Annotated in this window: 26 protein-coding genes and 1 pseudogene; 18 read left to right on the forward strand and 9 right to left on the reverse strand. The window is 72.6% G+C overall.

Annotation, left to right across the window (positions count from 1 at the left end; translation table 11 throughout):
- The 5 genes and pseudogenes from ABD211_RS23410 to ABD211_RS23430 form a co-directional block, all read left to right on the forward strand.
- Positions 1-480 (forward strand): annotated as a pseudogene (locus tag ABD211_RS23410) (hypothetical protein); the annotation flags it as partial.
- A 197-nt stretch (positions 481-677) separates the two neighbouring features.
- Positions 678-914: a hypothetical protein gene (locus tag ABD211_RS23415; RefSeq protein ID WP_344135874.1), complete on the forward strand. Its 237-nt coding sequence runs from the start codon at positions 678-680 to the stop codon at positions 912-914.
- Between the two features lie 87 nt (positions 915-1001).
- Positions 1002-1850, forward strand: a complete 849-nt coding sequence (locus tag ABD211_RS23420; protein WP_344135948.1) for a fumarylacetoacetate hydrolase family protein — start codon at positions 1002-1004, stop codon at positions 1848-1850.
- Positions 1851-1923: 73 nt separating this feature from the next.
- Positions 1924-2703 (forward strand): SDR family NAD(P)-dependent oxidoreductase, encoded by a 780-nt coding sequence (locus ABD211_RS23425; protein ID WP_344135877.1) that lies wholly within the window; start codon positions 1924-1926, stop codon positions 2701-2703.
- A complete protein-coding gene (locus tag ABD211_RS23430; protein WP_344135880.1) occupies positions 2700-3638 on the forward strand; it encodes an aldo/keto reductase in 939 nt (312 codons plus the stop codon). Before ABD211_RS23425 ends, ABD211_RS23430 begins: the two co-directional genes overlap by 4 nt.
- Positions 3639-3659: 21 nt before the next feature.
- Here ABD211_RS23430 and ABD211_RS23435 read toward each other — a convergent pair whose 3' ends face one another.
- The 3 genes from ABD211_RS23435 to ABD211_RS23445 form a co-directional block, all read right to left on the reverse strand.
- Complete coding sequence (locus ABD211_RS23435; RefSeq protein WP_344135883.1) at positions 3660-4043, reverse strand: Hpt domain-containing protein; 384 nt, start codon at positions 4041-4043, stop codon at positions 3660-3662.
- Positions 4040-5209, reverse strand: a complete 1170-nt coding sequence (locus ABD211_RS23440; RefSeq protein WP_344135886.1) for a response regulator — start codon at positions 5207-5209, stop codon at positions 4040-4042. The genes ABD211_RS23435 and ABD211_RS23440 overlap by 4 nt, the downstream gene beginning before the upstream one ends.
- Positions 5210-5297: 88 nt before the next feature.
- Positions 5298-6299, reverse strand: a complete 1002-nt coding sequence (locus ABD211_RS23445) for a carbohydrate kinase family protein (protein ID WP_344135889.1) — start codon at positions 6297-6299, stop codon at positions 5298-5300.
- On the opposite strand from ABD211_RS23445, the gene ABD211_RS23450 reads away from it, so the two are divergent.
- Complete coding sequence (locus ABD211_RS23450) at positions 6292-7419, forward strand: carboxylate-amine ligase (RefSeq protein WP_344135892.1); 1128 nt, start codon at positions 6292-6294, stop codon at positions 7417-7419. The genes ABD211_RS23445 and ABD211_RS23450 overlap by 8 nt on opposite strands.
- Before the next feature lie 173 nt (positions 7420-7592).
- Positions 7593-7769 carry a hypothetical protein gene (locus ABD211_RS23455; RefSeq protein ID WP_344135895.1) on the forward strand — a complete coding sequence of 59 codons (177 nt, stop codon included), beginning with the start codon at positions 7593-7595 and terminating at the stop codon, positions 7767-7769.
- A 70-nt stretch (positions 7770-7839) separates the two neighbouring features.
- On the opposite strand, the gene ABD211_RS23460 is transcribed toward ABD211_RS23455, so the two are convergent.
- The gene (locus tag ABD211_RS23460; protein WP_344135897.1) at positions 7840-9075 is read right to left on the reverse strand and encodes an NAD(P)/FAD-dependent oxidoreductase; all 1236 of its coding nucleotides are present in this window, start codon (positions 9073-9075) and stop codon (positions 7840-7842) included.
- A gap of 72 nt (positions 9076-9147) precedes the next feature.
- Here ABD211_RS23460 and ABD211_RS23465 point away from each other — a divergent pair, with 72 nt between their 5' ends.
- Positions 9148-9639 carry a TspO/MBR family protein gene (locus ABD211_RS23465; RefSeq protein ID WP_344135900.1) on the forward strand — a complete coding sequence of 164 codons (492 nt, stop codon included), beginning with the start codon at positions 9148-9150 and terminating at the stop codon, positions 9637-9639.
- Here ABD211_RS23465 and ABD211_RS23470 read toward each other — a convergent pair whose 3' ends face one another.
- Positions 9640-9885 (reverse strand): DUF2630 family protein, encoded by a 246-nt coding sequence (locus tag ABD211_RS23470; RefSeq protein WP_344135903.1) that lies wholly within the window; start codon positions 9883-9885, stop codon positions 9640-9642.
- 150 nt (positions 9886-10035) lie between these two features.
- Between ABD211_RS23470 and ABD211_RS23475 the strand changes: the two genes are divergently transcribed.
- The 8 genes from ABD211_RS23475 (at position 10036) to ABD211_RS23510 (ending at position 17401) form a co-directional block, all read left to right on the forward strand.
- A complete protein-coding gene (locus ABD211_RS23475; protein WP_344135906.1) occupies positions 10036-10398 on the forward strand; it encodes a YbjQ family protein in 363 nt (120 codons plus the stop codon).
- A gap of 39 nt (positions 10399-10437) precedes the next feature.
- The gene (locus ABD211_RS23480; RefSeq protein ID WP_344135909.1) at positions 10438-10722 is read left to right on the forward strand and encodes a hypothetical protein; all 285 of its coding nucleotides are present in this window, start codon (positions 10438-10440) and stop codon (positions 10720-10722) included.
- Between the two features lie 5 nt (positions 10723-10727).
- Positions 10728-11066 carry a hypothetical protein gene (locus ABD211_RS23485; protein ID WP_344135912.1) on the forward strand — a complete coding sequence of 113 codons (339 nt, stop codon included), beginning with the start codon at positions 10728-10730 and terminating at the stop codon, positions 11064-11066.
- 35 nt (positions 11067-11101) lie between these two features.
- Complete coding sequence (gene sthA, locus ABD211_RS23490; RefSeq protein ID WP_344135915.1) at positions 11102-12505, forward strand: Si-specific NAD(P)(+) transhydrogenase; 1404 nt, start codon at positions 11102-11104, stop codon at positions 12503-12505.
- Positions 12506-12857: 352 nt separating this feature from the next.
- On the forward strand, positions 12858-15368 hold the full coding sequence (locus tag ABD211_RS23495) for a Dyp-type peroxidase (RefSeq protein WP_344135918.1): 2511 nt from the start codon (positions 12858-12860) through the stop codon (positions 15366-15368).
- On the forward strand, positions 15365-15805 hold the full coding sequence (locus tag ABD211_RS23500; RefSeq protein ID WP_344135921.1) for a cupredoxin domain-containing protein: 441 nt from the start codon (positions 15365-15367) through the stop codon (positions 15803-15805). Before ABD211_RS23495 ends, ABD211_RS23500 begins: the two co-directional genes overlap by 4 nt.
- Positions 15806-15854: 49 nt before the next feature.
- The gene (locus ABD211_RS23505; RefSeq protein WP_344135924.1) at positions 15855-16598 is read left to right on the forward strand and encodes an ABC transporter ATP-binding protein; all 744 of its coding nucleotides are present in this window, start codon (positions 15855-15857) and stop codon (positions 16596-16598) included.
- Positions 16595-17401 carry an ABC transporter permease gene (locus ABD211_RS23510; RefSeq protein ID WP_344135927.1) on the forward strand — a complete coding sequence of 269 codons (807 nt, stop codon included), beginning with the start codon at positions 16595-16597 and terminating at the stop codon, positions 17399-17401. Before ABD211_RS23505 ends, ABD211_RS23510 begins: the two co-directional genes overlap by 4 nt.
- 31 nt (positions 17402-17432) lie before the next feature.
- On the opposite strand, the gene ABD211_RS23515 is transcribed toward ABD211_RS23510, so the two are convergent.
- The 3 genes from ABD211_RS23515 to ABD211_RS23525 all read right to left on the reverse strand — a co-directional run bounded on the left by ABD211_RS23515 (position 17433) and on the right by ABD211_RS23525 (position 21924).
- On the reverse strand, positions 17433-19139 hold the full coding sequence (locus tag ABD211_RS23515; protein WP_344135930.1) for a RecQ family ATP-dependent DNA helicase: 1707 nt from the start codon (positions 19137-19139) through the stop codon (positions 17433-17435).
- A gap of 90 nt (positions 19140-19229) precedes the next feature.
- Positions 19230-20309: a YihY/virulence factor BrkB family protein gene (locus ABD211_RS23520; protein ID WP_344135933.1), complete on the reverse strand. Its 1080-nt coding sequence runs from the start codon at positions 20307-20309 to the stop codon at positions 19230-19232.
- 127 nt (positions 20310-20436) lie between these two features.
- Positions 20437-21924, reverse strand: a complete 1488-nt coding sequence (locus ABD211_RS23525; RefSeq protein ID WP_344135936.1) for an MFS transporter — start codon at positions 21922-21924, stop codon at positions 20437-20439.
- Between the two features lie 184 nt (positions 21925-22108).
- Between ABD211_RS23525 and ABD211_RS23530 the strand changes: the two genes are divergently transcribed.
- Entirely contained in the window at positions 22109-22420 is a 312-nt protein-coding gene (locus tag ABD211_RS23530; RefSeq protein WP_344135939.1) for a hypothetical protein, read from the forward strand.
- A gap of 436 nt (positions 22421-22856) precedes the next feature.
- Here the strand turns inward: ABD211_RS23530 and ABD211_RS23535 are convergent, their stop codons facing one another.
- Positions 22857-23432 carry a hypothetical protein gene (locus ABD211_RS23535; RefSeq protein ID WP_344135942.1) on the reverse strand — a complete coding sequence of 192 codons (576 nt, stop codon included), beginning with the start codon at positions 23430-23432 and terminating at the stop codon, positions 22857-22859.
- Positions 23433-23591: 159 nt separating this feature from the next.
- Here ABD211_RS23535 and ABD211_RS23540 point away from each other — a divergent pair.
- On the forward strand, positions 23592-24777 hold a 1186-nt coding region (locus ABD211_RS23540; RefSeq protein ID WP_344135945.1), incomplete at its 3' end, for an ATP-binding cassette domain-containing protein.

The following is a 24777-nucleotide window of genomic DNA, read 5'->3' on the forward strand; positions in this document are numbered from 1 at the left end:
ACGTCGGCCGCCGAGACGTCGGCCGCGCCGCAGACCCCGTCGACGGCCTCCGCGACGCCCTCGGCCGCGCCGGCACTGGCGCCGGACGAGGAGTGCAGCGACGAGATCAAGGCGAACGAGCGCTGGGTCTGCATCACCGACGTGACCTTCGACGGCAAGCAGCTGGTGATCAGGTACGCCGCGGAGTGGGCGGGTTCGACGCCCAACAAGCGCAGCGGCTACCACGTGCACTTCTACAGCGGCGACGGCACGGACCCGGCGGCCGACGTGATGGGCACCCAGGCCGACGACCGCGGCAGCTGGTACATCGAGGACCAGAACCCGTCGCGGGTCTCCACGTCGGACTCGGAGTACAAGAGCCTCGACATGTCGCTGCCGAAGATCTGCGCCCGGATCGCGCGGTCGAACCACAACCTCGTGGCGGACGATCACACTGAGCACTACCGCACCGGCAACTGCTGGCCGATCCGCCGGCCCTGACACGCCCGGTCCGGCCATTTGCCGAAGACGACAAATCGGTGCTTCGAAACTACTTTCGATGAGGGGATCGCAGGTGACCCCCGTATCGGGGTCATGGTCTTGCCGGTTTTCGAACACGGGTACGAGAGTGGGGGAGCTGAACAAAGTCCCGTCCGCCGGCATGATGGAGACCCGGCACGGGTGTGGGGAGGCGTTTCGTGGCAGGGGACATCTATATCTCCGCCGGTTCCATGAGCGCGGACCTGGCCGAGGCCGGCTACGAGCGCTGGGCGCTGCAGATCGACGAGGTGATCGTCGCCGCCACGTCCACGCCCGACGTGGTCCGCGGCCTGCACTGCACCCTGGACCGCCTGCTCGGCGAGGAGACGGAGCTGCCCGCGCCACTGCGGGCGAAGGCGAGCCTGCTGCGCGAGTCACTCGCCGGCTCGGTGTAGCGCGCTTTACCCTCGGCCGGGGGTCGTGCGAGAGTCTGTTGGGACGCACAACTAATTCCCGCAAACGCAGGGTTCTGGAGCGTGAGAGTGAGACTGGTACGGCTGGGCGATGCCGGCGCGGAGCGACCCGCGGTGCTCGCCGACGACGGGCGGCTGTTCGACCTGAGCGGCGTCACCCGCGATGTGGACGGCGCCTTCCTCGCCGGCGGCGGGGTCGCGCGCGCGGCCGCCGCGCTGGCCGTGGGGGAGCTGCCCGAGTTCGACGGGGCGGGCCTGCGGGTCGGCGCCCCGATCGCTCGGCCGGGCAAGGTGGTCTGCATCGGGCTCAACTACGCCGACCACGCGGCCGAGTCCGGCGCCACCCCGCCGGCCGAGCCGGTGGTGTTCATGAAGGCCGCCAACACCGTCGTCGGGCCCGACGACGAGGTGCTCGTGCCTCGCGCGAGCACCCGCACCGACTACGAGGTCGAGCTGGCGGTCGTCATCGGTGCCACGGCGCGCTACCTGGCCGACCCGGCGCGGGCGCGCGACGTCATCGCCGGGTACACGATCTCCAACGACGTCAGCGAGCGCGAGTTCCAGCTGGACCGGGGCGGTCAGTGGGACAAGGGCAAGTCCTGCGAGACCTTCAACCCGCTCGGCCCGTGGCTGGTCACCGCCGACGAGGTCGCCGACCCGCAGGACCTGGGCCTGCGGCTGTGGGTCAACGGCGAGCCCCGCCAGGACGGCACCACCAAGAACATGATCTTCGACGTCGCGCACGTGGTGTGGTACCTGAGCCAGTTCATGGTGCTCGAGCCCGGCGACCTCATCAACACGGGCACGCCCGCGGGCGTCGCCCTCGGCGGCACCTTCCCCTACCTGACCGCCGGCGACGTCGTCGAACTCGAGATCGACGGCCTCGGCCGCCAGCGCCAGGTCATGGGACAGGCATGAGCGGGCGTCAGCGAGCGAATCATCGGCTCGGTGGTGGCTCATGGCGGCGCCGGAGCGCAGCGGAGGTGACGGCATGAGCGAACTTGGTGGCCTGGTCGCGGCCGTGACCGGGGGTGCGTCCGGGATCGGTCTGGCCGCCGCGCGGCTGCTCGCCGCGCGCGGGGCCTACGTCGCGGTGCTCGACGTCAGCAAGGACGTCGAGCTGGACGCGTTCGCGGGCGGCGCGGCGGGGCACCTCGCCGTCGGCTGCGACGTCACCGACGACGCGTCCGTCGTCGCCGCCGTCGCGGCGGTCGTCGGGCGCTTCGGGCGGCTGGACATCCTGGTCAACAACGCGGGCATCGGCGCGCTCGGCACGGTCGCGGACAACCCCGACGACGAGTGGTCACGGGTCCTCGACGTCAACGTCGTCGGCATCGCCCGGATGAGCCGGGCGGCCCTGCCGCACCTGCGCCGCTCGCCGGCCGCCGCGATCGTCAACATGTGCTCGATCGCGGCCACGGCCGGCCTGCCGCAGCGCGCGCTGTACTCGGCCTCCAAGGGCGCCGTCCTGTCGCTCACCCGGGCGATGGCCGCCGACCACGTCCGCGAGGGCATCCGGGTGAACTGCGTCAACCCCGGCACCGTTGACACCCCCTGGGTGGCCCGGTTGCTCCCGGCCGCCGACGTCCCGGCCGCCGAGCGCGCCGCGCTGGCCGCGCGCCAGCCCACCGGCCGCCTGGTCTGCCCCGAGGAGGTCGCGGCCGCCGTGGCGTACCTGGCCGGTCCCCTCGCGGGCGCGGTCACCGGGGTCGACCTGGCTGTCGACGGCGGCATGAACGCCCTGCGGATTCGTCCGGTGGTCGCGTCGTGACCGGGTCACGGTGGGCGACGGTGCGCTCCGGCCGGCTGGCCGTCGGCACCGCCCCGCTCGCGGGCCTGTACGAGCCGGTCAGTGCGGCCGCGGCGGCCGACACGCTGGAGGCGGCGTGGGCGGGCGGGGTGCGGCTGTTCGACACCGCCCCGCACTACGGCGCGGGCCTGGCCGAGCGGCGCCTGGGCGAGTTCCTGCGCGGGCGCTCCCGCGACGGGTACACGGTGGTGACCAAGGTGGGTCGGCTGCTCGTCCCGGGCCGGGCCGCGCACGACGAGGAGGGCTTCGTCGGCGGCCCCAGTGACCTCGTGCGGGTGCGCGACTACAGCGCCGACGGCGTGCGCCGGTCGCTGGAGGAGAGCCTGACCCGGCTGGGCCTCGACCGGGTCGACGTGGCCCTCATCCACGATCCGGACGACCACTGGGACGAGGCCGTCGCCGGCGCCTTCCCGGCCCTGGCCCGCCTGCGGGACGAGGGCGTGGTGCGGGCGATCGGCGCCGGCATGAACCAGTCGGCCATGCTCGCCCGGTTCGTCCGCGAGACCGACGTCGACGTGGTGCTGGTCGCCGGGCGGTACACGCTGCTCGACCGCGAGGCGGCGGCCGAGCTGCTGCCGCTGTGTGCCGAGCGCGGCGTGGGCGTGCTGGTGGGCGGGGCGTTCAACAGCGGCATCCTGGCCGACCCGAACCCGGGGGCGCGCTTCAACTACGCCCCGGCCGACCCGGCGGTCCTTGGCCGCGCCCGCGCGATGCAGCGCCTCTGCGCCGCGTACGGCCTGCCGCTCGCCGCCGCCGCGCTGCAGTTCCCGCTGCGCCACCCGGCGGTCAGCGCGGTCGTCGCCGGCGTGCGCAGCGCCGCCGAGATCCGTGAGGACCTCGCCCTGCTCGAGGTGCCCGTGCCCGAGGAGTTGTGGGCCGCCCTCAACGATCTGTGACCGGCGTACGGGGCGGTGGGCTCAGCCGCGCAGCTCCACGAGGACCAGCGTCAGCTCGTCGGCGGCGTTCCTCAACGCCGCGCGCAGCCGGTGGGGGTAGGGCGCGAGGTCGTCCCAGCGGGCCGCCGTGGCCAGCGCCTCCGCGTCGGCGCACAGCTCGGCGGCGGCCGCGGCGCCCAGGTTCCCGGCAGCGCCCTTGAGCGCGTGGGCACGGTACGCGGCCACCTCGGTGTCCATCTCGGTGATGGCGTCGGCGAGACGGCTGAGGAGCACGGGCCATCGTTGCAGGTAGGAGACGATGAGCCGGTCGGCGAACGCGACGTCGGCGGGGGTGCCGCCGTCGATCAGGTCGGTGACGCGGGCGCGCACCGTCGCCGCCGTCGTGGTCGCGGTAGCGGCGGTCACCGCGCACCGCCCGGCAGCGTGACCAGGATCGGCTCGACGAGCTGACCCATCCTCGCGAAGTTCGTCAGCCGTGCCAGCAGCATCTCGGTGACCAGCATCCCGTGTCCGATGAGGACCGGCCCGTTGACGCCCAGCACATCCTCGGCGATGCGCATGCCGACCACCATGTCGGACACGCGGTAGGCCCGCACCGCCGCGTCGGCGGCGCTGCCGTTCCGCACGGTGCGCAGCGCGTCGACGATTCCGGGGTCGAAGTCGTCGCCGCTGAGCACCGACAGGATGCTGTCCGTGGCGACGCCCTGCTTGAGGTAGCTCTCGTACGTGATCGCCGCGCGCAGAACCTGGACGGCCAGCCGCACGATGGGGCTGACCGGGGACGTGGCCGGGTTGCCCTGCAGGCCGGCCACGATGTCGACCACGACGTCCAGCCGGGGGATGTCGGCGAGCAGACGGACCGCCACGCCCGGGATGGCGTCGATCATCTGCTGTTCGTGGTCGGAGAGCGGCTCGCCCTGCTCCGCCTTGGCCAGGACGCTCGGCGGCACGGTGACCGCGCCGAGCTGCGAGGCCATGGCCGCGACCTCGATCTCCCACGCGCTGCCGAGATCGAGCTGGCGGCAGATCAGGCCGACCAGGTCCCGGATGCGCCCGGCGCGGGCGAAGGCCGCCGGGCTGGCCAGCTGAAGGCAGCCGAACAGCGCCTGCAGACTGGTGCGCAGCGTCTCGTCCAGCACCTCGCGTTCGGCCACCTTCATCTGGTGGTACTGCACGGCCTCCCGCACGCTGCCGCGCAGCTCCCGGGGCGAGCAGGGCTTGCAGAGCATGTGCAGCACATGGCCGGCGTTGATGGCCGCGAGCGCGGAGGTGAGGTCCGCCTGGGCGGTGTGCAGGATGCGGCTGGTCAGCGGGTAGTGGTGGCGGATCTCGCCGAGTAGCTCGATACCGTCCATGCCGGGCATCCGCAGGTCGCTGATCACGGTGGCGGGCGGCCCGTTCTCCTCCAGCCAGGCCAGCGCCGAGGCGGCGTCGATGGCGGTCGACACGTGGTACTCGGTGCCGAGCTGGTGGCTGAGCGTGTCGAGCACCGTGGGCTCGTCGTCCACCACGAGGACGGAGAGGGCATCGGTAGGGAGCGTTTCGCCTCGTCGCGACAGCTCGTACGACATCGTGTCCCATCCCCGTTCGGCTCGCTGGTCGTGCTGCCCATCGGCGCCCGTGCGGCGGGTCTGAGAGTTCCAACCGTGTGATATAGGGCTAAACCGAAAATTCGGGCAAGCCGGGGATGGGCAGCCCGGGAAAGCGGGCGCGGACCGCCGTTAGCGTGGGCATCGCGGTGGCGCCGCCGGGGGTCTCGCAGACCAGGGCGCCGACCGCCGTCGCGAACGCGACGTGGGCGCGCCAGTCGTCGGGCACGCCGGCCCGGGCCAGGGCGAACAGCAGGCCGGCCATCGTCGCGTCGCCGGCGCCCGTGGCGTCCACTGCCGAGACGGTCGGCGCGGGTACCCGTACCACGGTGGTGTGGTGGGCGACCAGCGCGCCGGCGGCGCCCAGGGTGACCACGACGGTGGCCGCGCCGGCCGCGAGCAGGTGCGCGGCCGCCTGTTCGGGACCGAGCCCGAACAGCTCCCGGGCGTCGGGCGCGCTGAGCTTGACCAGGTGCGCCGTCGCCGCGAACTCCTCGACGACCGCGCGCAGCGCGGCGGGGTCGGGCGTGAGCCGGGGGCGCACGTTGGGGTCGAAGGTGCGCAGCGGTCCGCGCACGGACCAGGCTTCGCGGGCCGCGGCCAGCGGGCCCGGCTGCAGCAACGCGATAGATCCACAATAGAGGGTACGGGCGCCCGCGATCGCCCGCTCGACGACGTCGCCGGCGTCGATGGCGGCGTAGGACGGCGGGTCGCCGTAGAAGTGGAAGTCCGGCTCGGACCCGGTGAAGCTGGTCAGCGCGAGGGTCGTGGGGGCGGGGCTGGTGGGGCAGCCGGTCGTGTCCACCCCGGCGGCGCCGAGCAGCGCCCGGATCCGTCGGCCCAGCTCGTCGGCGGACAGCGCGCCGAGGAACCGGGCCGACCCGCCCAGCCGGGCCACGCCGACCGCGACGTTGAGCGGCGCGCCGCCCACCACCGGACGGAAAACCGACCCGTCCTGGTTTGCGAACTCGCTGGTCAGGGCAGTGTGAGAGTCCGTATCCGGAGTTTCGAGGAGATCCATGAGCGCCTCACCGAGCACCACCGCGTCGGGCGAGGGGTCCGTCGTGTCCACGCCGACAGCCTCGCACGAACCGGGCGCCACGATCGGCGTGGAGGAGGAGTTCCACATCGTCGACCCGGAGACGGGCGACCTGCGGGCGGGCGCCCGCGCGCTGCTCGCCTCGCGCGCCGAGGTCGAGCCCGAGCTGCACCGCACGATGATCGAGACGGCGACCGACGTGCACGAAGGGCTGGCCACGCTGCGGGAAGACCTGGTCGCGCGCCGGGGTCAGCTCGTGACGGCGGCGCGGGCCCTCGGGCTGGGGGTCGTCGCCAGCGGCACCGTGCCGGGGTCCGGCGGGTCGGTGGTCCGGGTGTTCCCCAAGTCCCGCTACGAATGGATCCATGAGGAGTACCGGCAGCTGGTCGCCGAGCAGCAGGTGTGCGCCTGCCAGGTGCAGGTCGGCGTGCCGGACCGGGACCTCGCGGTGCGGGTGACCCGCCGGGTGCGCGGCTGGCTGCCGACGCTGCTCGCGATGTCGGCCAGCTCGCCGATGTTCCGGTGCGCGGACACCGGGTACGCGTCCTACCGCACCGTGGCGATCTCGCGGTGGCCCACGGTGGGACCGCCGCCGGACGTGCGCTCGGCCGACGAGTACGACCGGCTGGTGGAGTCGTTGGTGGGCAGCGGCGTCATCAAGGACGCCGGGATGATCTATTACGACGCGCGGCCGTCGGCGCGCTACCCGACCGTGGAGGTCCGCATCGCGGACGGCTGCCCGGACCTCGACGACGTGGTGCTGCTCGCCGCGCTGAGCCGGGCGCTGGTCGCCACGGCCGCCGCGGCGGAGGGCGAGGCGACCGACGGGGCGGTGTACCGGGCCGGGCCGCTGGCCGAGGCGCCGGTCGAGCTCGTGCGCGCCGCGACCTGGCGGGCCGCGCGGTCCGGGCTGGAGCAGGATCTCGTCGACCCGTTCACGGCGCGCGCGGTGCCGGCGGAGAAGCTGGTCGAGGCGCTGCTGGAGCACGTCCGGCCCGATCTGACCGCGCGCGGGGAGTGGCCGCTCGTGCGCGACCTGGTCGACCGGCTGCTGGCCCGGGGCACGTCGGCGCAGCGGCAGCGGGCGCTGCTCACCGCCGGTGCGTCGGACGCGGAGCTGGTCGCCGACCTGGTGGCGACCACGGCCGGCTGACCTTCGTGGTCAGGACACTGTCCACAATGGCGGCTACCAGCGATCTTATGGACTTTGGTACCTTGGTCGGGTCGATTCCTGACCGATCGGATGACCCGCATTCGCGCTGAACGCACCACAATACGGTGGTGCGTGGGGGTTTGGGCTTTCTGAGCCGCGTTCAGCGGCGTTGGATGTGGATCGGCTTCACCGTTCTGGCGGCGTACGCGCCTTTGGCGGCGCGCGTCACCGACGACGCGTCGTGGCTGTTCAGCGTCGCGATCGCGAGCCTGCTCGCGGTCGTGCTGATCGCCGACGACGCCGAGTCGCGGCGGGTGACCCGCAAGGTTCCGCCGCCTTCAGACCTCTGACCGACGACGCCGGCGGCTGGTTCACCGGGCTGTGGCCCGCCGCGGGCGTCGCCGTCCGTGTTGATCTGGGTTAGGCGTCCGCGGCGATCTGCAGCTCCGCTATCACGTCGTTGGCCGTGCGCCGGCCCGACACGAGCGCGCCCTGGATCGTGCTGGTGTCGCGGTGGTCGCCGCAGACGAACAGGCCGGACTCGAACCGGACCCGCCGCCGCATCGCGTGCGGCGCCGGCATCGCGGGCAGCGCCTGCGCCACCGGGTACGCCCGGATGAGCTCCCAGCGCGCCGTCCCCGTGCCGTACATCGCCGACAGGCGGGCCCGCACCCGCTGCGTGACCTCCTGGGTCGGCTCGCGGGCGCCGAGGATCGACGCCGCGATCAGCGACCGGCCCGCAGGCGCGTACGTCGGCGCGACGTTGCTCAGCACGACCGTGCTGCGGACGGTGGTCGGCTCGTCGGCGTCGAGCAGCAGCAGCCCGTCGTCGCGGGGCGGCTCAGCCGCCGCGAAATAGAACGTGGTGACCTGGCGCCATGTGGGGACCGGGAGGCCCGGCACCAGCTGCGCCGCCGTGGTGGCGTCCGTGGCCACGATCACCACCCGGGCGGGTACGCGTTCGCCGTCGTCGAGGCGTACTCCCCGGGGGGAGACCTCGACCACCGCGCGCCCGCACTCGACCGACAGGTCCGGCATCGACGCGGCCAGTTGGCGGGGGATCGCGGCCATGCCCGCCGCGGGCACCGCGATGCCCTCGCGCAGGAACGACCGCCAGATCAGGTGCGCCACCTTCGCCGACGTGGTCAGGTCGGGATCCAGCAGGACGGCCGTGAGGAAGGGCCGCACGACCCGCTCGATGACGCGCGGGGACAGGCCGGTCGCTGTCAGTTCGGCGAGGGCGCTGTGGTCGGGCGACGTGTCGGTGGCACCGAGCGCCTCGCGCGCGGCGAGCTTCGCCAGCAGCACCGTGTCCATGATGGACAGCAGCCGCGACCGCAGCACGCCGAGGGCGCGCAGGTCCGGCCGCAGGCGCTCGACGTGCCCGTTGGTGAGGATGCCGACGCCCCGGGGGAACGGCCGCAGGTCCAGCGAGGCGACGTCGCACTCGCGCGCGAAGGCCGGGTAGCCCGGGCAGACGGTCTGGAACCCGCGGTCGAGCTGGAAGCCGTCCACGAGGTCGGTGCGGATCCGGCCGCCGACGTCGTCGGACGCCTCGAAGACGCGCACGTGCCGGCCGAGGTCGTGCAGCCGGCGGGCGGCGACCAGGCCGGACAGGCCCGCGCCGACCACGACCGCGTCCAGGCGCTCGGTCATAGTCGCAGCGTATCGGCCCTCTCGGCGGCGCACCGGGGTTTGCCGGGTCGCACCGCTGGGCAGGGACAGGGCATGGCGGTCATGGTGGGTACGCGGCGCGGGCGGTCGGCGCGCGACTGGGTCGTGTTAGGCGGGTTCGGGCTCGCGGCGTTCGCGACGGCCGCCGTGGGCGGATTCGGCGTGCGCGACGCCGCCGGCGAGTACGCCGGCCTGGCCCGGCCGGCCTGGGCGCCGCCGTCGTGGCTGTTCGGGCCCGTCTGGACGGTGCTCTACGTGATGATCGCGGTTGCCGGCTGGCTGGCGTGGCGGCGCGTGGGCTGGACGTGGCCGCTGGTGCCGTACGCGGTCCAGCTGGTGCTCAACGCCGCCTGGACGCCGATCTTCTTCGGGCTCGGGGCGTACGGCCTCGCCACGGCGGACATCGTCGCGCTGTGGTTCGCCATCGGGGTCACGGTCGTGGCCTTCTGGCGGGTCCGCCGCGCCGCGGCGTGGCTGCTCGTGCCCTACTGGGCGTGGGTGAGCTACGCGACGGCGCTCACCGTGGCGATCTGGCGGCTCAACTAGCTACTGCAGATAGCCCTCTACCTCGGTGGCCGAGCGCTCGCCGACGGTGTCCGGGTCGAGTCCCGCGTCGGTGGCGGCGCGGCGGCGGCGCAGCAGGTCCCAGCACTGGTCGAGGGAGACCTCCAGGTCGCGCAGGCGGGTGCGCTCCTCGTCGGAGGTGATGTCGCCCGCCTGCATGGCGGTGCGCAGTCGGTGCTCCTCCTCGACGAGCGCGTGGATGTGCTCGTGGATCGTCTTGTCCTGCATGGACTCAGCCTGTCATGCGTGGGCGGCTCGCTAGACACACATGTCTCGTTGCGTCGCACCAATGTATTTTCACCATTTTAGTACGTATGTTTCACCCTGTCCGAAAAATCACGTTAGTATGGGTCAGGCGACGGGGCGAGGTTGATCGCGATGCTTCTCGTAGTGACGACGGAGACGATCCCCGGCTATCGGGTGCAGAGTGTGCTCGGCCCCGTGGTCGGTCTGACGATGCGCAGCCGGAACCCGTACAAGGCCGGCCTGGCGACGCTCGACGGGGGTGCCCACCCGGAGGCCGCCGAGCAGCTGGTCCAGACCCGGCAGGAGGCCATCACCGAGATGGTGCGCTCCGCCCGGGAGCGGGGGGCCAACGCCATCATCGGCATGCGCTTCGACCACCGGCAGGTCACGAACAGCACCGCGGAGATGTGCGCCTACGGCACGGCGGTGATCGTCGTGCCGGAGTCGCCGCCCGCACCACGGGTGGCCGAGTCGTACGCGATGCCGGCCGCCTGAGGTCGACTCGCGTAGTACGCGCGTGTTACATTCGATCACGTGCGGTACAGCTGGACATCGGAGGCGCTCGCCCGCGCGCGGGTCCTCGGCGTCGAGCTGGCCGAGGTGCACCAGGTCCTGACGTCGCGTCGACCGGTGCTGCGCAAGCTCGAGGACGACAATGTCCTGCGCATCATCGGCGCCACCGGCAGGGGCCGCGTGATCGAGGTCTGGCTCCACGAGGACCCGGGCGCCTCCGACGACGACTGGGAGATCCTGGTCGCCTTCGAGGCGGGCCTCGCCGGCCAGGCCCTGTACCGCAAGGTCGTAGGTCAGGAGGTGTGAGCGTCATGAGCCGCAAGGAACTTCTCGACAAGGTGATGGCCGGCGACAGCGTCGACCACAGTTACGGCGACCCGGCCGAGTGGCGGGTCGAGCCCGGTGCCTTCGAGGCGCACCCCGACGGCGAGGTGATGGTGGGCCGCTCCCTGCGCCTGCCGGCGCACACGTACGAGCGGGTGATGGCGGTGGCCAACGACCGGCGCATGTCGTTCTCCGCGCTGCTGCGCGTCTGGGTCGATGAGGGACTCGCGGCCGCCGACGGCGCGGAGGCCGACCCGGTCGTCGCCCTGCGCCACGGGCTCGATCAGGCACGCCGCGCCGCCGACCAGTTGGCCTCACGGGTGTAGCCCGTTCGAAACCTGCGGTTGACACACTCGGGGACGTGTACGACTTCGATCTGCTCGTCCTCGGCTCCGGGCCGGGGGGTCAGAAGGCCGCGATCGCGGCCGCCAAGCTGGGCCGCAAGGTCGCGGTCGTCGAACGCCGGAACATGATCGGCGGCGTCTGCATCAACACCGGCACCATCCCGTCCAAGACCCTGCGCGAGGCGGTGCTCTACCTGACCGGCCTCAACCAGCGCGAGCTGTACGGCCAGAGCTACCGGCTCAAGGACGACATCACCGTGGCCGACCTCGCGGCCCGCACCTCGCACGTCATCGGCCGCGAGATCGACGTCATCCGCAGCCAGCTGTCCCGCAACCGGGTCGCCATGCTCACCGGCACCGGGCGGTTCATCGACGCGCACACCATCCTGGTCAGCGAGGCGGGTGGCCGCGAGACGAAGGTCTCCGCGTCGAAGATCGTGATCGCCGCGGGGACGCGCCCGGCCCGTCCGTCGAGCGTGGACTTCGACGACCGCACGATCATCGACTCGGACGGCATCATCCACCTCGAACGGGTGCCCCAGTCGATGGTGGTCGTCGGCGCCGGCGTCATCGGCATCGAGTACGCCTCGATGTTCGCCGCCCTCGGCACCAAGGTGACCGTCGTCGAGCGGCGCGAGCGGATGCTGGAGTTCTGCGACCTCGAGGTGATCGAGTCGCTCAAGTACCACCTGCGCGACCTCGCCGTGACGTTCCGGTTCGGCGAGTCCGTCGCGGCCGTGGAGCGCCACGCCGGCGGCACCCTCACCGTCCTCGACAGCGGCAAGCGCATCGCCGCCGACACGGTCATGTACTCGGCCGGTCGCCAGGGCGTCGCGGGCGAGCTGGGCCTGGAGAACGCCGGCCTGGTCGGCGACGAGCGTGGCCGCATCAAGGTCGACGAGTACTTCCGCACCGACGTCCCGCACATCTACGCGGTGGGCGACGTGATCGGGTTCCCGGCGCTGGCCTCGACCTCCATGGAGCAGGGGCGCCTCGCCGCCCACCACGCCTGCGACGAGCCGGCCCGGGCCATGCACACGCTGCAGCCGATCGGCATCTACACGATCCCGGAGGTGAGCTTCGTCGGGCAGACCGAGGACGAGCTGACCACCGCCAAGGTGCCCTTCGAGGTGGGCCTGGCCCGCTACCGCGAGCTGGCCCGCGGCCAGATCATCGGCGACTCGTACGGCATGCTCAAGCTGCTCGTCTCGCCCGACGACCGCCGGCTGCTGGGAGTGCACATCTTCGGCACGGGCGCCACCGAGCTCGTGCATATCGGGCAGACGGTGATGGGCTGCAACGGCACGATCGACTACCTCGTCGACGCGGTCTTCAACTATCCGACGCTCGCGGAGTCCTACAAGGTCGCGGCCCTGGACGCGATGAACAAGATGCGCCACATCGACCGCCTCCACGGCTGACACCTTCCGTCCGCGCGGGTGGCCGCCAAGCGTGCGCTCGTGGCGGCCACCCGCGCCGGAATAAGACGTAAAAGTGCGCAAGTGCGGTTATCGCTCGCCGACGCCCGCCGGATGTGCGCACGTGGCGCGCTGGGACTGCCGTGACCCCCGCCATGGGTACGACATCGGAGTGTCTCGTCCCCCTCGAGGCGGCCCTTGGTGGGAGTGTGGCCTCGCCAAGGGCGACCCGGTGGCGGCGGAGCGGGTGATCTCTGCCGGGGGACGTCGTGGTGGGCGGGGCGTGGAGGGTTGCCGGGCCGGGGGCGGTGCCGGGGTAGGCTCGGGCCCGGTTCACGTCGGTCGTGGGGGTGCGGTGTCGGTTCTGCGCGTCGGCGTCGCCGTCCTGCTCGGGGCGGTGTTCGCTCTGCTCGGCGCGGCCCCGGCCGCCGCGCACACCGTTGGTGGCGTGGGTGCCACCAACTTCCGGACCACGCTGTCCGCGCTCGGCCCGGCCGTGTCGGGGGTCACCCTCAAGGTGATCGAGAACGGCAGCCGGTTGGAGATGACCAACACGACGGGCGCGGACGTCACCGTCCGTGGCTACGCAGACGAGCCCTACGCGAAGATCGGGCCGGACGGCATCTTCGTCAATGACAACTCCCCGGCCACGTACCTCAACGCGAACCGGTTCGGGTCCGTGAAGGTCCCGGCGGGGGTGAACCCGGAGAACCCGGCGAAGTGGCGCAAGGTGGGCGACGGGTCGGTGTTCCGCTGGCACGACCACCGCATCCATTGGATGGCGAAGACCATGCCGGCCGCCGTGGCCGCCGCCCCGACCGAGCATCACCAGATCAGCACCTGGACGGTGGTCATCGACGCGGGCGGGCGGGAGTTGTCGGCCAGCGGCACCCTGGAGTGGGTGCCCGGCCCCGACCCCGGGTGGTGGTTCCTCGCCGCGGGCGGTGCCGTCCTGCTCGTGCTGGGTGCCGCGCTGCTGCCCCGGCCGGCCCGCTGGCTGGGCACCGCGGCGGCCGCGATGGTCGTGATCGACCTCGTGCACAGCGTCGGCATCGGTCTGATCACGGCCGGCACGGTGCCCGAGCGGATCGGCGCGGTGATCGGTTCGGACTTCACCCAGTTGCTCATCTGGCTCATCGGCGGGCTGGGCGCCGCCCTGCTGCTGCGCGGGCACCTGCGCGCGGCCTGGCTCACCGCCGTGTCCGGCCTGCTCATCGGCAGCATCTCCGGGCTGTCCGACCTGCCCGCGTTGTGGCGCTCCTCGGCGCCCTCGGCCCTGCCCGCCGACCTCAACCGGGCGACCGTCGCCGTCGCGTTGGGCCTCGGCGTCGGGCTGCTGCTGGCGCTCCCGCTCGTCCTGCGCCGGTACGCCACGGCCCGCGCCGGGAACTCCGTCGCGCCGACCGGTGTCGGGGTGGCGGAGGTGGATCAGCCCGTGACCACAGAAGAGACCGACGCCGCCGTGACCGTGGCCAGCGCGCCGACCGAGGAACCGAGCCCCGAACCGGCAACCGGACCGGCCGAGGGACCGAGCCCCGAACCGGCAACCGGACCGGCCGAGGGACCGAGTCCGGAACCGGCCGCCGCGCCGGTCGTGGCGGGTGCGGCGGTGGCCGGGGGGATCAGCCGGCGCAGCGCCGTTGGCCTCGTCGCGGCCGCCGGAGTGGGTGGCCTGGTCGGCGCCGCCGCGACCATCAGCCTGCGGGACGGGTCCTCGGCCGCCCCGAACACGAACACCACGGGCACGGCGGTGCCGCTGAGCGACCTGGGTACCCGGATCGTGCCGTTCCACGGGACGCGTCAGGCCGGCATCGTGACTCCGACGCGGCAGCAGGCCCACGCCGTACTCGCAGCGTTTGATCTTGTTGAGGGGGCGTCGCGGGACGCGTTGCGGTCGTTGCTGCGCGGCTGGACCGCGGCCGCGGCGCGGCTCACCGCCGGGCTGCCGCTCGGCGCGGACGACAACACGGCGGCGCTGGGCCTGGGCGCGGCCAGCCTCACCGTCACCGTCGGCTTCGGGCCGAGCCTGTTCGGCAAGGCGGGGCTCGCCGGCACCGACCGGCCGGCCGGGCTGGCGCCGCTGCCGGCGTTCCCGGGAGACGAACTCGACCCGGCGCGCAGCGACGGCGACCTCGGCGTGATCATCGCGGCGGACGACCCGACGGTGGCGTACCACGCGGTCCGTGCGCTGCAGGGCATCGCGAAGGGCACCGCGACGCTGCGCTGGCAGGCGACGGGATTCGCCCGGGCGCGCGGCGCGGCCGGCGACGAGGGTGCCACGCTGCGCAACCTCATGGGCCAGGTCGACGGTACGAACAACCCGAAGTCGACCGACCCCGACTTCGAGCGGCGGATCTTCGTGGGCGAGGACGGGCCTGACTGGCTGCGCGGCGGCTCCTATGTGGTGATCCGGCGGATCCGGATGCTGCTCGACGACTGGGACGCCCTGGCCGTGCCGGCGCAGGAGAAGGTCATCGGGCGGCGCAAGGACACCGGGGCGCCGCTGCACGGCGGCACCGAGGTCACCCCGGTCGACCTGAGCGCGCGGGGCACGGACGGCAAGCTCGCCGTGGCGCCCGACGCGCACATCCGTCTCGCGGCCGCCGCGAACAACGCGGGCGCGGCGATGCTGCGGCGCGGCTTCTCCTACGCGGACGGGCTGCGCCCGGACAGGGCGCCCGACGCGGGCCTGCTGTTCCTCGCCTGGCAGGCCGACCCGGGCCGCGGGTTCGTCCCCGTGCAGCAGCGGCTGGCCAACGGCGACGCGTTGAGCCGGTTCATCCGGCACGAGGCGAGCGCGTTGTTCGCCGTCCCGCCCGGCGCCGTTGAGGGCCGCTACCTCGGACAGGAGCTGGTGGAACCGTGAGGCTGCGACTTGTCGCCATCGGCGCGGCGGCCGTGCTGAGCCTGTCCGGCTGCGCGATCTTCGGCCCGGAGGGCGGGCCCGGCGGTGCCGGAATGAAGAAGCCAGCGCTCGCGCCTACGACCGCGGAGGACGCCGTGGACGCCGTGCGCGGCGCGGACGGCGTGCAGCGGGCGACGGTCACCCTCACGGACGGGCTGCGGTTTACTCCTTCGACGGTGCGCGCCCAGCCGGGTACCGTCGAACTCACCTTCGTCAACGGCGGCGCGACCCCCCACGACGTGGCCGTCTCCGACGCGGGTGGCACCCCGGACACCGGCAATCTCAACGGCGGTGCGCGGGGCACCGTGCGGGTGACGGTGACCGCGCCCGGTCGCTACCCGTACCCGTGCCTCTACCACGCCTCCAGCGGCATGGTCGGCACCCTGGTGATCGGGTAGCCGGTTATTCGGTGTCCTCATCCGGCGTGGGCTGGGAGGATGACTTTTCGTGTCTGCCGTACTAAGGGCCGAAGGCCTGATCAAGAACTATCGGCGCGGCCGCGCGGTCGACGGGGTCGACCTGGCCGTCGGCGACGGCGAACGGGTCGGCCTGCTCGGGCCCAACGGCGCCGGAAAGACCACCACGCTGCTCATGTGTCTGGGCGTCGTCACGCCCGACGCGGGCAGGGTCGAGATTCTCGGCAGGTCGTTGCCGTCAAAACGCGCCGCCGCGATGAGCGACGTCGGCTTCGCCGCCGGCTACCTACCGCTGCCGAGCGCGGTCCGGGTGAACGAGTACCTGGAGATGTTCGGCCGGCTCTACGGGCTGCGCCGGCCGCGGGTCGCGGCGCGCGAGGGCCTGGAGCGCTTCGGCATCGGGCACCTGGAGAAGGCGATGGGCACCGAGCTGTCCAGCGGCCAGAAGACGCTCGTCGGCATCATCAAGGCGACCCTGCACAACCCGCGGCTGCTCGTCCTCGACGAGCCGACCGCGTCGCTGGACCCGGACGTCGCCCTGCGGGTGCGCACGGGCCTGCAGGAGCTGTGCGCCACCAACGGCACGGCGCTGCTCGTGACCAGCCACAACATGGTCGAGGTCGAGCGGCTGTGCGAACGGGTGACGTTCCTGTCACGCGGGCGCGTGGTCGCCAACGGGACCCCGGACGAGATCGCCAGGCGGTTCGACCGGGACGGCCTGGAAGAGGTCTTCCTCCACCTGGCGGAACTCCAGCAGACGGAGGTGACGGCATGAGTCCCGTCATGGCGAGCGTGTGGCGCATCCTGTCCGTCGCCAAGCGGCACTGGTACGTGATGCGGCGCAGCCCGCACCGCCTGTTCGACGTGGTCATGTGGCCGGCGGTCGACGTGGTGCTGTTCGGCACCATCGGCCTGTTCGCGGCCAGCCGCGCCGACTCCGCCTCCGCGCAGCTGGCGCTCTACCTGCTCGTCGGCGTCGTGCTCTGGCACGTCGTCTACCAGGCGCAGATCGCGCTGGCCACGGGCATGCTGGAGGAGACCTGGTCGCGCAGCATGCTCAACCTGATGGTCACCCCCATGCGCGAATGGGAGTACGTGGCGGGGGTGGCCCTGTTCAGCCTGGTGAAACTGACCGCGGCGCTCGGCGGCGTGGCCCTGGTGGCCTGGTCGCTGTACGCGTTCTCGATCACGAGCATGGGTCTCGGGCTGCTGCCGGTCGCCGCGCTGCTGCTGGTCACGGGCTGGTCCATCGCGCTGTTCGTGATGGGGCTCGTGCTGCGGTTCGGGCAGGGCGCCGAGGCACTGGCCTGGGGCATCCTGTTCGTGGTGATGCCGCTGTCGGGCGTGTTCTATCCCGTCGAGTCGCTGCCGGGCGTGCTCCGGCCGATCGGCGAGGCGCTGCCGACCACGCACGCGTTCGCGGCCGGCCGGGCGATGGCGCTGGGACAGCCGACGCCGTGGGGCGAGCTGGGGCTGGCCACGGCCGGCACCATCGCGCTGGCGCTGGTCGGGCTGGCGTACGTGACGTGGATGCTGCGCATCTTCCGGGCGCGCGGCTTCGTCACCCGGTACTCGTGAGGGGGTCCCCCGCACGGGGGACCCCCTCACGTCAGTGCGCGACGTGCCGGAGCAGGTCGCCGGCGACCACGACGGGCACCGACAGGGTCTTGTAGCCCACCTCGTCGAAGAGCACCGTCATCCGGTCGCCCTCGTACCCCAGCACCATCCCCGAGCCCCACTCCTTGTGGTGCACGGTCGCGTTGAGGGCGAACGGGCGGTCGGCGCTCTCGCCCTCCGCGTACTCCTCGGCGGCGGAGCCGTCGGCACAGTTGTCGCAGTGCCCGCACGTCGACTCCAGCTCCTCGCCGAAGTAGGCGAGCAGCAGACGGGTGCGGCAGGACTCGCTCTCCGCGTACGCCCGCATCATGTCGATGCGCGAGCGCTGCACGTTGAGGTGCCGTTCGGCGGCGGCCAGCGCGAGCAGCGCGGCCTCCATCGGCGGCGGCGCGTGCGGCGGCACCCGCAGATTGTTGCCGTCCACGACGAGGACGCCGATCTGCTCCAGCAGGGCCAGCAGCTGGGCGAGCTTGCGCTGGCCGAGGCCGGTGCGCTCGCGCAGCGCGGTGCGCGTGGCCGGCCCCTCGCGCAGGACCGCCGCGAGCGCCGCGATCTCCTCGGCGTCGGGCGCGCCGCCGGTGAAGTACCGCTGCAGGCTCACGTCCTCGCCCCGGTAGAGCAGGTACGTGTCGGAGCGCTGGCCGTCGCGGCCGGCCCGGCCGATCTCCTGCAGGTAGCTGTCGGGGGAGTCGGGCAGCGCCAGGTGGATGATCCAGCGGATGTCCGGCTTGTCGATGCCCATGCCGAACGCCGACGTCGCCACCATGATCGGGATCTTGTCGTCGAGGAAGTCCTCGTGCCGCTTGGCGCGCGTGCCGGCGGCCATCGCGCCGTGGTAGGCCTGCGCCTCGTAGCCCTTGGCGGTGAGCCGCTCGGCGGTCTCCTCGGCGGCGCGGCGCGTCGGCACGTAGATGATGCCGGTGCCGATGACCTGGTCGAGGACGGCGAGCAGCCGCCGCCAGCGGTGCTCCTCGGTCGGGCAGTGGACGGCGGTGAGCGTCAGGTTCGGCCGGTCCAGGCCGGAGATGACGGTCGCCGGATCCTTGAGGCCCAGCCGCTCCATGATGTCCTCGCGCACCGGCGGCGACGCCGTCGCGGTGAGCGCCACGATCGTGGGCCGGCCGAGGTCGCGCAGGTAGTGGCCGAGCGCCAGGTAGTCGGGCCGGAAGTCGTGGCCCCACGACGAGATGCAGTGCGCCTCGTCGACCGCCACCAGCGTCGGCTTGAGCGCCCGCACCTGCGCCCGGCGCTCCGGGTTGGCGAGCTGCTCGGGGGTGATGAACAGGAACTCCGCCGAGCCGTCGCGGATCGCCTCGATCGCCCGCTCCTGCTGGGCCGGCGTCTCCGCCGAGCTGATCCGCACGCCGCGCAGCTTGGGGTTGTCCCGCCCGTTGAGGCCGGAGAGCTGGTCGTGCTGCAGCGCGAGCAGCGGAGAGATGACGAGCGTCGGGCCGGGCAGCAGCGTGGCCGGCACCTGGTAGACGGCCGACTTGCCGGCGCCGGTGGGCAGCACGACCATGGCGTCGCGGCGGCGCAGCAGCGCGCTCATCGCGGTGACCTGCGCGGGGCGCAGCTCCTGCCAGCCGAAATGTTCGCGGGCGGCCTGCGTGAGCTGCTTGCGCGCGGCGCGCGGCACGCCGTCGCGGCGCGCCTTGGCGATGCGGGCGAAGCCGAGGGCGCGCATGAGGTTCGACAGCATGTCGGGAACGCGCCGGGTGGTGGGGGGCGAAGGTGATCTCATCAGTGCGCCAAGCTACCCGGCCCGTACGACAGACAAACGGCGGGCAGGTCAGTTGTCCCGTTCACCGGCCACCTCGGTCGCGATCGTGGGTGTCTGCGCCGCTTCGCGCTTTTTCTTCGCCTCGTCGGCGGCCTTCGCGTCACGCCCGCCGGGCGTCTGGCGCAGCAGCATGTACGGCTCGGCGTCGGCCGGCAGGCCCGCCTCGATGGCGCGGCGGCGGTGCAGCTCGGCGTCGAACTCCGCCCCGAGCAGCAGGGCCACGTTGGACAGCCACAGCCAGATCAGGAACACGATGACCGCGCCGACCGTCCCGTACGTCTTGTTGTAGTTGCTGAACTGGCCGACATAGAACGCGAACCCGGCGGAGACGGCCACGAAGACGATGACCGCGAGGATCATGCCCGGCGTGATCCACCGCCAGCCGCCCTGCCGCGCGTTCGGCGCCGCCCAGTAGAGCAGGTCGAACAGCAGCGCCACGGCGAGGACCAGGATCGGCCACTTGATGACGTCGAAGATCTCGACCGTGCCGGGGGAGAGGCCGAGCAGGTCACCCGTCCAGTGCGCCAGTTTGCCCGTGAAGATCACCGTCAGCGCGCTCGCGGCGAGCAGCACGCCGGTCAGCGCCGTGATGGCGATGCGGATCGGCAGCGTCTTCCACAACGGGCGCCCCTCCGGCACGTCGTAGATCGCGTTGGCCGCCCGCATGAACGCCGCGATGTAGGACGAGGCCGACCAGAACGCCACCACCACACCCACGATCGCGAGGACCCCGGCCACGCCCTGGTCGCGGCGCAGCCCGGCGATGCCCGTGGTGAGGAACTCCCGTAGCGGCCCGGGCGTCATGTCCTCGATGTTGTCGAGCACCTCCTGCGTGGTGCCGCCGCCGATGAGGCCGAGCAGCGAAACGAGCACCAGCATCCCCGGAAAGATCGACTGGATGCCGTAGTAGGTGAGCGCCGCCGCCCGGTCGGTCAGGTCGTCGTTGAGGAACTCGAGCACCGTGCGCCGCAGCGCGTGCCACCAGGAGCGCCACGACAGCTCGCCGGGCCGGCTGGGGCCATGTGCCAGCAGACGGGCGAGCATCCGCTGGCGCGCCCGCAGGGGTGGGCTGGGCTCGTCCTCGGGCATGGTCGCCTCCCGCGCGGATGGTTGTGACACGTGGTGGGTACCCGGTCGCCATCCGCGCCAACCGTAGCGGCCGAAAGCCGATGGCCGCTCACCCTTGTCGGATGAGCGGCCATCGGGGGAGTACGAACTATCCGATGTGGACCGCGCCGGCCCCGCCCTTGAGCTGTTCGCGGCCGGCCCGGATGAACACCATCACGACGACGGCGCCCACGGCGAGCAGCGCGGCCGCCCACGCGAAGCCGACCTGGAACCCGTGCACGGTGCCCTCCGCGACGCCCAGCGCGTCCATGGGCGGGTTCTTCTCCAGGTACGCGGTCCCCGCGGAGATCGCGACCGTGTTCAGCAGGGCCACGCCCAGCGAGCCGCCGACCTGCTGGCTGGCGTTCACCACGGCGCTGGCCGCGCCCGCGTCGTGCGGGTCGACCCCGACGAGGGCCACGTTGCCCAGCGGGACGAACAGGAAGCCCAGGCCGAAGCCGAGCAGCAGCAGGCCCGGCAGCACGTGGCTGGCGTAGCCGGTGTCGACGCCGATGCGGCTGAGCAGCAGCATGCCGGACGCCGCGATCAGCCCGCCGGCGCTCATCAGCACCCGGGCGCCGGCCTTCGGCAGCAGCGCGCTGGCGATGCCCGCCGAGGCGAACACGCCGGCGCTCATGGGCAGCGTCGCGAGGCCCGCCTTCACCGGGGAGTACCCGAGGATGTTCTGGAAGTAGTACGTCAAAAACAGCGTCGAGCCGATGAAGCCGGCGCCGATGAGCAGCGACGACAGGTACGCCCCGCCCCGGTTGCGGTCGGTGAGGACGCGCAGCGGCAGCAGCGGGTGGCTCGAGCGCGCCTCCACCAGCACGAACGCCGCGAGCAGCGCGGCGGCGACGCCGATGAACGTCAGCGTGACGCCCGACGTCCAGCCGTCCTCGGCCGCCTTCGTGAAGCCGTACACGAGGCTGACCAGACCGAGCGTGACCAGGATGGCGCCCGGGACGTCGTAGCGGGTGTCGCCGTGCGCCCTGCTCTCGGGCAGCAGCTTCAGGGTGAAGGGCAGCGCGATGAGCGCGACGGGGATGTTCACCAGCAGGCACCAGCGCCAGTCGACGTACTCGGTGAGCACGCCGCCGAGCACCAGGCCCAGCGCGGCCCCGCCGGCGGCGATGGCGCCGTACACGCCGAACGCCTTGGCGCGCTCCCTGGCGTCGGTGAACAGCACGGTGAGCAGGGCCAGCGCGGCCGGCGCGAGCAGCGCGCCGAAGACGCCCTGCAGGCCGCGCGCGGCGAACAGCGTGGCGCCGTTCTGGGCGAGGCCGCCCAGCGCCGAGGCGATCGCGAAGCCGATGACGCCGGTCACGAACGTGCGCTTGCGGCCCCAGTAGTCGGCGATCCGGCCGCCGAGCAGCAGCAGGCCGCCGAACGTCAGCGTGTACGCGGTGAGCACCCACTGCGCGTTGGACTGGGCGATGCCCAGGTCGGCCTGCGCGTGCGGCAGCGCGATGTTGGTGATCGTCGCGTCGAGTACGACCATCAGCTGCGACACCGCGATGATCGCGAGAGCGGCCCAGCGACGCCCGTAGGGCGCGGCGGCAGGCGTGTCGAGGCGCGCGGGCGCCGTGTCCAGACTCAAGGAGCTCCCCCAGATGCGAGCGCCAGAATCGATACGGCGCTGTCTCGATATCCAGAGTACGGAGCGTGACCTCCTACCCGAACTGTCTGAGATCAGCCTCACGCTCCGTAAGTGAGGCGCATCACCGATCAACGGTATATACCGACCATCGGTACATTGAGCGCCCATCGCCGGCGGTGTGACCATGACCGACACGGAGGCGCTCCACCGCCGCTACGGGCGTCTGCTGTGGGCCTACCCGGCGTGGCACCGGCGCGAGCTCGGGCCCGGGCTGCTGACCACGATGCTCGACGCCGCGGCGCCGGGCCAGGGGCGACCCACCGGGGCCGACGTCGTGGACCTTGTCCTCGGCGGCCTGCGCTGCCGGCTGGGGCTGCCGCGGGGTCCGAAGGCCCGTTCGCGATGCTGCCGCTGCTGCCCGCGTTCGGGGTGTCCGGGGTGCTGTTCCATCCCGTCGCGGTCGGCGTGGTCGCCCCGGTCGTGCCCGGCAGCGTAACCCTGGCCGGCTGCGCCCCGCACTCCGCACCCGGTTGGCTGAGTGCCGCGCCTCACCAACTGAGCACATCTGGCGGGTGGCGCCCGACCCCGGCCCGCCGGATGTGCGCTTCTGGCGGACGCGCGGTCCGCGCCTCGCCAGATGTGAACATGTGGCGGGTGGCGCCCGACCCCGGCCCGCCAGATGTGCGCTTCTGGCGGACGCGCGGGTCCGCGCCCCGCCAGATGTTCACATGTGGCGGTTCGTGGGCGTCCTGACCTCGCCAGAAGCGCACATGTGGCGGTTCGCGGGCGTCCTGACCTCGCCACATGTGTACATCTGGCGGGGTCGGAGGTCCGCACCTGACCCCATGAGCACATCGGGTCAGGTCGGCCGGAAAGCCTGCGCCCCGCCAGGGCGGGGCCTGGCGGGGCGCGACGGACGGGTGGGTGGCGGGTCAGCTGGCCAGGGCGGCGGTGACGGTGGCCGGCGGCGCGATGACCACCAGGAGGCTGCGGTCGTCGAGCATCTTCGCGGAGCCGGCGCCGACGACGCTGAGCTGCTGGGCCTCCTTGGGCGCGGTGATCGCCAGCCCCTTCGTGGTGCAGAAGACGGTGAGCGTGCCGATGCCCTTGATCTTCAGCTCGGCGGTGTTGGCGGCGCCGAGGGCGGCGGCGGCCTTGGGCGGCAGCTTCGACGCGTCGGCCCCGGCGGCGCCCTCGGCGGGGGCGTCGGCGGTGACCGTCGTCAGCTTGGCCTTGCCGTCGCGGTCGTGGCCGGTCACCGCGCACTTGCCCGGCGACATGTGCACGGCCAGTTCGATCGCCGGGCCGCCGACCACCGCGATGGGCGGCAGCGCGACGGGAGCCGCGGTCTCGATCAGTCCCGGTGGCACCGCGACGGCGGTCAACTGGGCGACGGACGTGGGCTCCGGAGTGCCGGGGTCCTCGGTCGCCTTGAACATCGAGCAGCCGCTGAGGGCGGCGGCCGCGATCGAGGAGATCACGGCGATCCAAGTGAGGCGGGAACGCATGCGATGCAGGGTAGGTGACCTGCGCGGTCCCGTCGACCTGCGATGAAAGCTTCATAATCACCACTGATCGTGTCGAGTCCCTGACAACCGGGCGGCCGGCGCCGGCGTACCCGTGCTTGCGGCTGTGTTGTTGTCGCGGGCGTCCGGCATGATGTGCGCGTGGCAGACGACCAGCAGACCGCGGCCCCCGCGGGCTCGACCCCTCCCCGCCCCGCGCCGGTGCGTGCCGCCGCGAGCGTCCCGGCGCAACGCGCCCCTGTCGCCGCCTATCAGGCGACCGGGCGGGTGCGCATCGGGCGCGGCGCGGGCAATGACATCGCGCTGGCTGACCTCGCGGTCTCCCGGCGCCACGCCGAGCTGCGCCGCGTGGGCGACGCGTACGAGGTCGTCGACCTCGGCAGCAGCAACGGCGTCTTCTACAATGGACAGCGGGTGCCGCGCGCCCGGCTCGCCCCGGGCGACCGCATCTCGATCGGCCGTCACCAGCTGGTCTTCGACGGGCAGGCGCTGCACGAGTTCGTCGACACCGGGCCGGTGTCGCTGGCCGCGTCCGACCTCACCGTGCAGGTCGGCAAGACGGTGCTGCTCGACGACGTGAGCTTCACGCTGCGCCAGGGCGCGCTGCTCGCCGTCGTGGGGCCGAGCGGCTGCGGCAAGTCCACCATGGTCAAGGCGGTCACGGGCCTGCGCCCGGCGACGCTCGGCCAGGTGCAGTACGACGGCCGCGACCTCTACGACAACTACGCCGAGCTGCGCTACCGCATCGGCATGGTGCCGCAGGACGACGTGCTGCACCGTCAGCTCACGGTGCGTCGCGCGCTGCGCTACGCGGCCGCGCTGCGCTTCGCCGACGACGTGCCCCGCCGCGAGCGGTGGAAGCGGGTCGACGAGGTCATCAAGACCCTCGACCTGGACGGTCGCGCCAAGCAGCACATCGAGACCCTGTCCGGCGGTCAGCGCAAGCGCGTCTCGGTGGCGCTGGAGCTGCTCACCGAGCCGTCGCTGCTCTTCCTCGACGAGCCCACCTCCGGCCTGGACCCCTCCCTGGACAAGGAGGTCATGCAGGAGCTGCGGGAGCTGGCCGACCGGGGCCGCACGGTCGTCGTGGTCACCCACAACGTCCTGCACCTGGACCTGTGCGACCGGGTCATGGTGATGTGCTTCGGCGGCCGGATGGGCTACTTCGGCCCGCCCGGCGAGCTGCTGAGCTTCTTCCAGGCCAAGGACTACGCGGAGGTCTTCACCAAGGCCACCGACGAGGGCGAGAAGTGGGCGCGGATCTTCCGCGACTCGGAGCACTACCGCCGCTACGTCAGCGAGCCGGCCGCCGAGCTCGCCGCGGCCG

The sequence above is a fragment of the Luedemannella flava genome (assembly GCF_039528515.1).
In the GTDB taxonomy this organism is placed as follows: Bacteria; Actinomycetota; Actinomycetes; order Mycobacteriales; family Micromonosporaceae; genus Luedemannella; species Luedemannella flava.

Coding starts and splice junctions, on each gene's coding strand:
- ABD211_RS23530 (WP_344135939.1), top strand. CDS start 22,109: ATGACCGACACGGAGGCGCTCCACCGCCGCTACGGGCGTCTGCTGTGG.
- ABD211_RS23535 (WP_344135942.1), bottom strand. CDS start 23,432: ATGCGTTCCCGCCTCACTTGGATCGCCGTGATCTCCTCGATCGCGGCC.
- ABD211_RS23515 (WP_344135930.1), bottom strand. CDS start 19,139: ATGCTGTCGAACCTCATGCGCGCCCTCGGCTTCGCCCGCATCGCCAAG.
- ABD211_RS23520 (WP_344135933.1), bottom strand. CDS start 20,309: ATGCCCGAGGACGAGCCCAGCCCACCCCTGCGGGCGCGCCAGCGGATG.
- ABD211_RS23475 (WP_344135906.1), top strand. CDS start 10,036: ATGCTTCTCGTAGTGACGACGGAGACGATCCCCGGCTATCGGGTGCAG.
- ABD211_RS23485 (WP_344135912.1), top strand. CDS start 10,728: ATGAGCCGCAAGGAACTTCTCGACAAGGTGATGGCCGGCGACAGCGTC.
- ABD211_RS23470 (WP_344135903.1), bottom strand. CDS start 9,885: ATGCAGGACAAGACGATCCACGAGCACATCCACGCGCTCGTCGAGGAG.
- ABD211_RS23440 (WP_344135886.1), bottom strand. CDS start 5,209: ATGTCGTACGAGCTGTCGCGACGAGGCGAAACGCTCCCTACCGATGCC.
- ABD211_RS23510 (WP_344135927.1), top strand. CDS start 16,595: ATGAGTCCCGTCATGGCGAGCGTGTGGCGCATCCTGTCCGTCGCCAAG.
- ABD211_RS23460 (WP_344135897.1), bottom strand. CDS start 9,075: ATGACCGAGCGCCTGGACGCGGTCGTGGTCGGCGCGGGCCTGTCCGGC.
- ABD211_RS23455 (WP_344135895.1), top strand. CDS start 7,593: ATGTGGATCGGCTTCACCGTTCTGGCGGCGTACGCGCCTTTGGCGGCG.
- ABD211_RS23465 (WP_344135900.1), top strand. CDS start 9,148: ATGGCGGTCATGGTGGGTACGCGGCGCGGGCGGTCGGCGCGCGACTGG.
- ABD211_RS23425 (WP_344135877.1), top strand. CDS start 1,924: ATGAGCGAACTTGGTGGCCTGGTCGCGGCCGTGACCGGGGGTGCGTCC.